Origin of the sequence: Streptomyces torulosus (assembly GCF_001419765.1) — a bacterium.
In the GTDB taxonomy this organism is placed as follows: domain Bacteria; phylum Actinomycetota; class Actinomycetes; order Streptomycetales; family Streptomycetaceae; genus Streptomyces; species Streptomyces torulosus.
In genome coordinates this window covers 1-9,314 of the sequence record NZ_LIRK01000020.1, presented here as the reverse complement: position 1 = coordinate 9,314, position 9,314 = coordinate 1, and the positions used below count along the sequence as shown (strand labels likewise).

General features: G+C 71.0%; 8 protein-coding genes. 5 read left to right on the top strand and 3 right to left on the bottom strand.

Features of this window, described 5'->3' with window-relative positions:
* The 3 genes from AOK23_RS02185 to AOK23_RS02175 form a co-directional block, all read left to right on the top strand.
* On the top strand, positions 1-2,354 hold a 2,354-nt coding region (locus tag AOK23_RS02185), incomplete at its 5' end, for a hypothetical protein (protein WP_055711049.1).
* Positions 2,355-2,626: 272 nt separating this feature from the next.
* On the top strand, positions 2,627-3,415 hold the full coding sequence (locus AOK23_RS02180) for a calcium-binding protein (RefSeq protein ID WP_240496214.1): 789 nt from the start codon (positions 2,627-2,629) through the stop codon (positions 3,413-3,415).
* A 152-nt stretch (positions 3,416-3,567) separates the two neighbouring features.
* Positions 3,568-3,960: a VOC family protein gene (locus AOK23_RS02175; protein WP_055711047.1), complete on the top strand. Its 393-nt coding sequence runs from the start codon at positions 3,568-3,570 to the stop codon at positions 3,958-3,960.
* 36 nt (positions 3,961-3,996) lie between these two features.
* On the opposite strand, the gene AOK23_RS02170 is transcribed toward AOK23_RS02175, so the two are convergent.
* Together AOK23_RS02170 and AOK23_RS02165 are read right to left on the bottom strand one after the other, a co-directional pair.
* On the bottom strand, positions 3,997-6,396 hold the full coding sequence (locus AOK23_RS02170) for an HAD-IC family P-type ATPase (protein WP_055711046.1): 2,400 nt from the start codon (positions 6,394-6,396) through the stop codon (positions 3,997-3,999).
* A gap of 115 nt (positions 6,397-6,511) precedes the next feature.
* Positions 6,512-6,862 carry a DUF2530 domain-containing protein gene (locus AOK23_RS02165; protein ID WP_055711045.1) on the bottom strand — a complete coding sequence of 117 codons (351 nt, stop codon included), beginning with the start codon at positions 6,860-6,862 and terminating at the stop codon, positions 6,512-6,514.
* Between the two features lie 176 nt (positions 6,863-7,038).
* Between AOK23_RS02165 and AOK23_RS02160 the strand changes: the two genes are divergently transcribed.
* Complete coding sequence (locus AOK23_RS02160) at positions 7,039-8,457, top strand: NCS2 family permease (RefSeq protein ID WP_420823682.1); 1,419 nt, start codon at positions 7,039-7,041, stop codon at positions 8,455-8,457.
* 26 nt (positions 8,458-8,483) lie between these two features.
* On the opposite strand, the gene AOK23_RS02155 is transcribed toward AOK23_RS02160, so the two are convergent.
* Complete coding sequence (locus AOK23_RS02155; RefSeq protein ID WP_055520139.1) at positions 8,484-8,666, bottom strand: hypothetical protein; 183 nt, start codon at positions 8,664-8,666, stop codon at positions 8,484-8,486.
* 147 nt (positions 8,667-8,813) lie between these two features.
* Here AOK23_RS02155 and AOK23_RS02150 point away from each other — a divergent pair, with 147 nt between their 5' ends.
* A complete protein-coding gene (locus tag AOK23_RS02150; RefSeq protein ID WP_055711043.1) occupies positions 8,814-9,251 on the top strand; it encodes a MarR family winged helix-turn-helix transcriptional regulator in 438 nt (145 codons plus the stop codon).
* Positions 9,252-9,314 lie beyond the last annotated feature (63 nt).

The following is a 9,314-nucleotide window of genomic DNA, read 5'->3' as shown; positions in this document are numbered from 1 at the left end:
ACGGTGTCACGCGCTGGCGCACGGTCGCCGAGCACGGCGCGATCGAGGCCGCGCTGCTCGCCGACCGGCCCGTGGAGGAGCGGCTGCGGCCCCACTGGTCCGTGACCTGGGCGGTCCCGACGGGGCCCGACGGCGAGCCGGTCCGGCCCCGGACCAGCCCCGTGGTGCACGCGCCCACGCCCAGCGACGAGGCCCTCGGTGTCCCCGCGCTGCTCATCGCGTCGTTCCCGCTGGACACCACCCGGCGGCACGCCGCGCCCGGTCCCCTCACCGACTTCCTCGTCCAGCGCGCGGCCGACGTGTACACCGGACTCCTCGCCGCCTGGCAGCCGGTGACCGAGCAGATCATCGGTCTCGTGCCCGGTCCGCTCGGCAAGGGCGAGCTGGACGGGGCGCTGCGCCAGGCGATCCTGGAGCGGCTACCGCGGACCGCGTTCCTGCCGCGCGCGCTGCCGCCCGCGGTCGACGACGAACTGCCCGAGGCGCTCCGGCCGCGGGACGCCGAGGTCGTCGAGGGTGCCGGCGCGGAGACCGTGCGGGTCCTCGCCGAGGTACTGCCCTGTCTGCTGCCCGCCGGGCTCGAACGGCGCGTGGAGCTGCGCACGCTCGGTGTCGCGCGCCTGCCGCTGGGCGACACCATCGACCGGCTCGCCGGTCTGGAGAAGGCGCCCGACTGGTGGCGGCGGCTCTACGACAGCCTCGCGGGCGTCGACCCGGACGGCCTCTCGGGGCTTCCGGTGCCGCTCGCGGACGGGCGGACGACGATCGGGCCGCGCCAGGTGCTGCTGCCCACCCCGGACGGCCCGCAGACGGCCCCGGAGACCCTCGCCCGGCTCGGTCTGAAGGTCGCCCACCCGGACGCCGCGCACCCGCTCCTGGAGAAGCTGGGCGCCCTGCCCGCGACCCCGCGCGCCGTGCTCACGACCCCGCAGGTGCGGGCCGCCGTGGCCGCCTCGCTGGACGACGAGGGCATGGCGTGGGACGACGAGGACGGCCGCCCGGACGCCGACGAGCTCGCGGAGCTGGTCCTCGCCCTCGTCCGTGACGCCGCCCTCGACCCCGGCGACGAGCCCTGGCTGGGCGCCCTCGCCCTGCCCGACGAGGACGGCGAACTGTCGCCCGCAGGTGAACTCGTCCTGCCCGGCAGCCCGTTCGCCCGGATCATGCGCGAGGACGAACTGGCCTTCGTGGACGCCGAGCTGGCCGAGCGCTGGGGCGAGCAGCCGCTGGCCGCGTGCGGTGTCCTCGCCGACTTCGCGCTCGTCCGCGCCACCGACGTCGTCCTCGACCCCGACGAACTGGAGCCCCGCGACGGGGACTTCGCCGAACCCGACGACGCCGGGCTGCTGGACGCCGTCGACGTGTGGTGCGAGGACATCCTCGACCGGTTCCCGGACAGCCCCGTCCCGCCGGTCGCCACCGAGATCGTCGCCGTGCGCGACCTGGACCTCGTCGACGAGGACCGCTGGCCCGAGGCGCTCACCCTGCTCGCCCGGCCCCCGCTGCGGGACGCGCTGGTGCAGCCGGTGCGGATCCTGCTGCCCGACGGCACCCACGAGGTCGTCCGCCCGTACACGGCCTGGTGGCTGCGCGGCCACCCCGTCCTCGACGGCCGCCGCCCCGCCGGCCTCCTCGCGTCCGGCGGCGATCCGCTGCTGCGGGGCCTGTACGACGAGGCCGACGCCACCGGCTTCGACGACGAGCAGGTCCTGCGGGCGCTGGGCGTGCGCACATCGGTCGCCGCGCTGCTCGACGAGCCGGGCGGTGCCGCCGAACTGCTGGACCGCCTGGCCGACCCGGAGCGTGAGGTGACGGCCGCGCAACTCCACGGCCTGTACGGCGCCTTGGCCGACCTCGACCCCGAACAGGTCACGCTGCCCGACGAGTTGCGAGCCGTGGTGGACGGTGAGGTGACGGTCGTGGACGCCGCCGACGCGGTCGTCGTCGACTCGCCCGACCTGCTGCCCTTCACCTCCGGTGTGCCGCTGCTGCCCGTACGACCGTCCCGTGCGGCCGAGTTGGCCGAACTGTTCCAGGTGCGGCGGCTCAGCGAGTCGGTGACGGGCGAGGTGGACTCCGAGGGCGCGGAGCACGACGTACCGGAGTCGGTGCGGGTGCTGCTCGGGCCGGCCACCCCCGCGACCTATGTCGAGCACGAGGAACTCGTCGTCGACGGCGTCGAACTCGACTGGCGTCGCACCGGGGACGGTGTCCTGCACGCCGCGACCCTGGAGGGCGTCGCGGCCGGGCTGGCGTGGGCGGCGGGTCAGTGGCCGCGCCGCTTCGAGGTCGCGGCGCTGCTGGAGGACCCGTCCAGGACGGAGGAGTTGGCCCGCGACCGCTGGTTCGACTGACCGGTCCGGGTCAGTCGGCCGGGTCCGTCCCGGTTGTCACGCCTTGGTGCCGCTGTGGCCGGGGATGCGGATGTGACGTGCGCAACATCTCCGAAACTCATTCGCATCTCGTACAACCATTCGCCACACTCATGGATCTGATCACCCGAGCCGACCGGCTTCCCGTGAGCCCCGGGGGTCCCCTGAACCCCCTGAGTCTCCCGAAGCCCTCGGGCTCTCAGACCGACAAACGGATCTCGCGCGACATTGACCTGCCGCGAGGTCCCTTCCACGTGGGGAATACATTGCACAAGCGTGCCACTCTGGGCGTCATCACCGGCGCCCTGGCCCTGACCGCCTTCGTCGCCCCGGCCGCACAGGCCGACGAGAAGGTCGGCAACGTCAAGGTCTCCAACTTCGTCATCAACGGCGGCAAGCCCGTCGTCGTCGGCGCCACGGGCAAGAAGACGGTCAAGCTGTCCTTCTCCGTCACCGACAACTCCGGTGCGTGGCGTGCCGCCGCGCAGCTGTACCACGGCAAGAGCCTGGAGACCGCGGACAGCGCGGCGGCCTCCGGCAGCACCTGGATCAAGTGCAAGAAGGTCAGCTCCACGAAGTCGACCTGCTCGGCGAACTTCACCTTCGAGGCCGGCCGGAACGCGGTCAACAAGGTCGCCGGCACCTGGAAGACCTGGGTGATCGCCCAGGCCAAGGACACCAACTTCATCCAGAAGGACAACGCCAAGTCCTTCAAGGTGCAGCGTGCCACGCAGCTCAAGGGCGCGGACGTCGCCCCGGAGCCGGTCGCCAAGGGTGAGACGGTCACCGTCACCAGCAAGCTGACCCGCGCCAACTGGGACGCCGGCACGAACGCCGCCTACGGCAACCAGTCGGTGACGCTGCAGTTCAAGGCGGCGGGCGCGTCCGCCTACAAGAACGTCAAGACGGTCAAGACGTCCGCCACGGGCGAGGTGTCCACCACCGTCAAGGCGTCCGTCGACGGCACGTACCGCTACGTCTTCGCGGGCAGCTCGGGCACGGCGGCGGCGACGGCCGTGGGCGACACGCTCGACGTGAAGTAAGCAGCAGGAACCCGCCGCTGCACGGTCAGCGGCAGAAGGCCCCTGGAACGGAGCCCCCACCGGCCGGCGAACCCGCCGACCGCAGGGGGCCCCGCTCCGGGGGCCTCGCCGTTTCCTATGCCCCCTCGCCGTCGGCGCGCAGGGAATGGATCATGCTGCGCAGGATTCGGGACGCGTCCGACTGTTCGAGTCCCGACTTCCTCTCGCTCCAAGTGCGCGACCTCGACGCTTCGCAGGCGTTCTACGAGCAGTACCTGGGCGTCGTCCGCTCACCGGCCGGCCCTCCGCACGCCGTGGTCTTCGAGACGAAGCCGATCGCGTTCGCACTCCGCGACGTCCTTCCCGGCACCGACCTCGCGTCCGTCGCCCAGCCCGGCATCGGCGTTGCGATCTGGCTCCACGCCACCGACGTCCAGGCCATCCACGACGCGCTCGCCGCCGACGGTCACACCATCGTCTCCGCGCCGATCGACGGCCCCTTCGGCCGGACCTTCACCTTCGCCGACCCCGACGGCTACCACGTCACGCTCCACGACCGCGCTTGATCGCGCGGGCCGGGGTCGACGTGCGGGGTGGTCGGGTTACGCGGGGAAGTGGTGGTCCACCCATCGCCACAGGAACTCCAGGGCCGCCGCCGAGCCCGCCGCGATCGCGACCGCCGTCCACGGCATCGTCGTCCCCACCAGGCGCAGCGCGAAGAAGTCCTGGAGCCAGGGGACGACCAGGACCAGGAGGAAGGCGCCGCCCATCGCCGCCACCAGGCCGAGCCGCCACCAGGTGTAGGGGCGGGCGATGATCGCCAGCACCCACATGGAGATCAGGAAGAGGGTCAGCGTCGCCGCGCTGGTCTCCGCCTCCAACGCGCCCTCGCCCGTGTAGTAGTGACGGGCGATCAGGTAGGTGACGAACGTGGCCAGCGCCGCCAGCACACCGCCGGGGATGGCGTAGCGCATGACACGGCGGACGAAGTGGGGTCGCGCGCGCTCCTTGTTGGGGGCCAGCGCCAGGAAGAACGCCGGGACGCCGATCGTCAGTGTGGAGAGCAGGGTGAGGTGGCGGGGCAGGAAGGGGTACTCCACCTGCCAGCACGCCACCAGGGCGGCCAGGAGCACCGAGTACACCGTCTTCACGAGGAACAGGGTCGCGACCCGCGTGATGTTGCCGATCACCCGGCGGCCCTCCGCCACCACCGACGGCAGCGTGGCGAAGCTGTTGTTCAGCAGCACGATCTGGGCCACCGCCCGCGTCGCCTCCGAGCCCGACCCCATCGACACCCCGATGTCGGCGTCCTTGAGGGCCAGCACGTCGTTCACCCCGTCGCCGGTCATCGCGACCGTGTGGCCGCGGGACTGGAGGGCGCCCACCATGTCCCGCTTCTGCTGCGGGGTGACCCGGCCGAAGACGGTGCCCGCGTCCAGCGCCTCGCCCATCCCGTCCCGCTCGGCCGGGAGGCGGCGCGCGTCGACGACCTCTCCTGTCAGGCCCAGCTTCCCCGCCACCGCGCCGACCGACACCGCGTTGTCGCCGGAGATGACCTTCGCCCGGACGTTCTGCTCGTCGAAGTAGCGCAGGGTGTCGGCGGCGTCGGGGCGCAGCCGCTGTTCCAGGACGACCAGGGCCGTGGGGCGGGCGTCCCGCGCCACCTCGGGGTCGTCGAGTTCGCGGGTCACCCGAACCAGCAGCAGGACCCGCAGCCCCTCCTCGTTCAGCCGTTCGGTCTCGGTGAGGGCCGGGTCGTCGTCGGGGAGGAGGACGTCGGGTGCGCCGAGCAGCCAGGCGCTGGACTGGCCGTCGCCCTCGCTGAGGCGCGCGCCGCTGTACTTGCGGGCGGAGGAAAAGGGCAGCGCCTCGGTGCAGCGCCAGTCCTCGCTGTCCGGGTAGGCGTCGATGATGGCCTTGAGGGACGCGTTCGGGCGGGGGTCGGACTCGCCGAGCGCGCCGAGCACCTTCCGGACGTACGCCTCGTCGCTGCCGTTCAGCGGGCGCAGCCCGGTGACGTCCATGCCGCCCTCGGTCAGCGTGCCCGTCTTGTCGAGGCACACGGTGTCGACGCGGGCGAGGCCCTCGATGGCCGGCAGCTCCTGGACCAGGCACTGTTTGCGGCCGAGGCGGATCACCCCGATCGCGAAGGCGACGGAGGTGAGGAGGACCAGCCCCTCGGGGACCATCGGGACGATGCCGCCGACCGTACGGGCGACGGAGTTCCTGAAGCCGTTCTCCTTCACCACCAGCTGGCTGATGATCAGGCCGATCGCGGTCGGGACCATCATCCACGTCACGTACTTGAGGATCGTGGAGATACCGGAGCGCAGCTCCGAGTGGACGAGGGTGAAGCGGCTCGCCTCCTCCGCCAGCTGCGCCGCGTACGCCTCCCGGCCCACCTTCGTCGCGGTGAACGCCCCGCCGCCCGCGACCACGAAGCTGCCGGACATCACCGGGTCGCCGGGGTGTTTGACGACCGGGTCGGCCTCCCCGGTGAGCAGCGACTCGTCGATCTCCAGGCCGTCCGTCTCGACGCACGCGCCGTCCACGACGATCTTGTCGCCGGGGCCGATCTCGATCAGGTCCCCGAGGACGATCTCGGAGGTGCCGACCACCGCCGCGACCCCGTCCCTGCGCACCGTCGGCTTCACCTCGCCGATCACCGCGAGCGAGTCCAGAGTCTTCTTCGCCCGCCACTCCTGGACGATGCCGATACCGGTGTTGGCGAGGATCACGAAGCCGAACAGGCTGTCCTGGATCGGCGCGACGAACAGCATGATCAGCCAGAGGACGCCGATGATCGCGTTGAACCGGGTGAAGACGTTCGCGCGGACGATGTCCACCAGGGAGCGGCTGCTCCGTACGGGGACGTCGTTCACCTCGCCGCGGGCCACTCGCTCGGCCACCTCGGCGGCGGTCAGGCCGCGCGCCCGCCCCGTGACCGGGGCGGTGGTGGGGTGCACAGGATCGAGGTCGGTGCCCGCGTCGATGTGCGTCATGCCTTCGACGGTACGTGCGGACTTGGGAGTTCACCCGCCGAGTGCGCCAAAGCCCGACCGGGGGAGGAGGGGCGGGGGCGGGCCTGGTTCCGAGGTCGTACGGGCCCGTGAAACCTCAGGGGGTCTCCGACTCCACCGGCTTCGCGGGCTCGACCGTCGCCCCGTCCCCGGAGGCACCGGCGGCGGTCTGCGCGTCCGCCTCCGCGTCCGTCCCGGCCTGGGAGGCCGCGTCCCTCCTGATCGCCGTGTCGCGCTTCTTGACGTACCAGATGCCGATCAGGCCGAGGCCGGCGCCCGCGAGGCAGGTCCACACCCACCAGGTGTGGCCGTGGTCCTCGTACCACCCGTAGAACGGGAGCTGGACGACGAAGAGGACGAACCACAGGATCGTGCCGCCGATGATGGTCGGCACCACGGGGCCCTCCAGGGGCTCCGGCGCCTCGTGCTTGGGGGTCCACTTCGCCATGGGCACAGCTTACGAGCACACCCGGAGCGCCCCCTCCTGGCCTCGGGGAACCGCAGGGCCACACGGGTCTACGCGCGGAGATGGAGTTTGCGGCATCATATGTTCATACTGAAACGGTTTCTGATTGGCCACTTCCGTTCGTAGAAAACTCCAACAGACGGGAGAGCCTGTTGGGGATGAGGTTCCGTATGTCCCCGCAGGGCACTCTCGACCGTTACTTCAGGATCTCGGAGCGCGGCAGCACGCTGTCGCGGGAGGTCCGTGGCGGTTTCGCCACGTTCTTCGCGATGGCGTACATCATCGTGCTGAACCCGATCATCCTGAGCAGCGCGAAGGACATGTACGGGCATCAGCTGGACTACGGCCAGCTGGTCACCGCGACCGCGATCACCGCCGCGTTCACCACGCTCCTGATGGGCGTCATCGGCAATGTGCCGATCGCGCTGGCGGCGGGCCTCGGCGTGAACACGGTCGTCGCGCTCCAGCTCGCGCCGCGCATGTCGTGGCCGGACGCGATGGGCATGGTCGTCCTCGCCGGTTTCGTGGTGATGCTGCTGGTGGCGACGGGGCTGCGGGAGCGCGTCATGAACGCCGTGCCGCTGGGCCTGCGCAAGGGCATCTCCATCGGTATCGGCCTGTTCATCATGCTGATCGGGCTCGTGGACTCCGGCTTCGTCACCCGTATCCCGGACGTCGCCAAGACCACCGTGCCGCTCCAACTGGGTGCGACCGGTCACCTCAACGGGTGGCCCGTCCTCGTCTTCGTGCTCGGCGCGCTGCTGACGCTGGCGCTGATCGTGCGCAAGGTGCCGGGCGCGATCCTCATCTCGATCGTCGCCATGACGCTGCTCGCCGTGATCATCGAGGCGATCGCCAAGCTGCCCGCCGGCTCCTGGGGCCTCACCACCCCGAAGTGGCCGGGCAACCCCGTGGCCAGCCCCGACTTCGGGCTGCTCGGCGAGGTCAGCCTCTTCGGCGGCTTCGGCAAGGTCGGGATGCTGACCGGCATCCTCTTCGTCTTCACCGTGCTGCTGTCGTGCTTCTTCGACGCGATGGGCACGATCATGGGCGTCGGCGACGAGGCCAAGCTGACCGACGCGGACGGCCAGATGCCCGGTATCAACAAGGTCCTCTTCGTCGACGGCATCGCCGTCGCCGCCGGCGGCGCCAGCTCCTCCTCGGCCACGACCTGCTTCGTGGAGTCCACGGCCGGTGTCGGTGAGGGCGCGCGCACCGGCTTCGCGAACGTCGTCACCGGTGCCCTCTTCGGGCTCGCGCTGTTCCTGACGCCGGTCGCCACGATGGTGCCGTCCCAGGCGGCGACCCCCGCGCTGCTCGCGGTCGGCTTCCTGATCCTCGCCAACTCGGTCCGGGAGATCGACTGGGCCGACTACACGATCGCGGTGCCGGCCTTCGTGACGATGGTGATGATGCCGTTCACCTACTCGATCACCAACGGCATCGGCATGGGCTTCATCACCTTCGTCGTCCTGCGCCTCGCCGTCGGCCGCGGACGGGACGTCCCGGTCCCGATGTACGTGGTGGCGGCGGTCTTCGGCTTCTACTACCTGATGCCGGCGCTGGGCCTCACGTGAGCCCGAAGGTCACGTGACCCCGTGGATCACGTGACCCCGTAGAACTTCTCGGTCTCCTCGACGGCGGTCTGGAAGCGCTGGTCGAAGTCGTCCCGCATGAGCGTCCCGATGACGTAGTCCTGGACGCTCATCCCCCTTTTCGCCGCGTGGTCCCGGAGCCGGTCGAGCAGTTCCCGGTCTATCCGCAGGCTGAGCACAGTGGTCCCCATGAGTACGAGGGTCAGGCGCGTTCCGGGCCGCCGTGCGGCGTTCTCCGTATTAGTCACTCGTATGAGTGAGAGGAGTGGTGGGACTCACGGCCGTGGTCGTGGAGCTCCGGTGGTCTTTAGCGAGAGTAATGAGTTAAGCTAAAGAACATGCCTGACCTGACCCATGGCGACGACGAGGCCGCCGTGAACGCGCTGCGGTCCGCCGTGATGCGCCTGTCCCGCCGGTTGAAGCACCAGCGGGTCGACGAGTCGCTGAGCCCGACGGAGATGTCCGTGCTCGGGACACTCGCCCGCTGCGGCACCGCCACCCCCGGTGAGCTGGCCCGCAAGGAGCATGTGCAGCCGCCGTCGATGACCCGCATCGTCGCGTTGCTGGAGAGCAAGGGACTGGTGAAGCTGGAGCCGCATCCCGAGGACCGGCGGCAGAAGGTGGTCACCCAGACCGAGCGTGCCGAGGCGATGCTCGAGGAGAGCCGCCGCAAGCGCAACGCGTTCCTCGCGTCCCTCGTGGAGGGGCTCGACGAGGACGAGTGGGAGGCGCTCCGCGCGGCCGCGCCGGTGCTGGAGAAGCTCGCGCACCTCTGAGCGGGCCATCGCCGTACGCCGGTGGTCCCACCGCGCTCCGGAGGGACCACCGGCGTACGGCGA

What these genes read in the sequence shown, in the direction of transcription:
- AOK23_RS02150 (WP_055711043.1), top strand. Translation starts at nt 8,814, where the DNA reads ATGCCTGACCTGACCCATGGCGACGACGAGGCCGCCGTGAACGCGCTG.
- AOK23_RS02175 (WP_055711047.1), top strand. Translation starts at nt 3,568, where the DNA reads ATGCTGCGCAGGATTCGGGACGCGTCCGACTGTTCGAGTCCCGACTTC.
- AOK23_RS02155 (WP_055520139.1), bottom strand. Translation starts at nt 8,666, where the DNA reads ATGGGGACCACTGTGCTCAGCCTGCGGATAGACCGGGAACTGCTCGAC.
- AOK23_RS02165 (WP_055711045.1), bottom strand. Translation starts at nt 6,862, where the DNA reads ATGGCGAAGTGGACCCCCAAGCACGAGGCGCCGGAGCCCCTGGAGGGC.
- AOK23_RS02160 (WP_420823682.1), top strand. Translation starts at nt 7,039, where the DNA reads ATGAGGTTCCGTATGTCCCCGCAGGGCACTCTCGACCGTTACTTCAGG.
- AOK23_RS02170 (WP_055711046.1), bottom strand. Translation starts at nt 6,396, where the DNA reads ATGACGCACATCGACGCGGGCACCGACCTCGATCCTGTGCACCCCACC.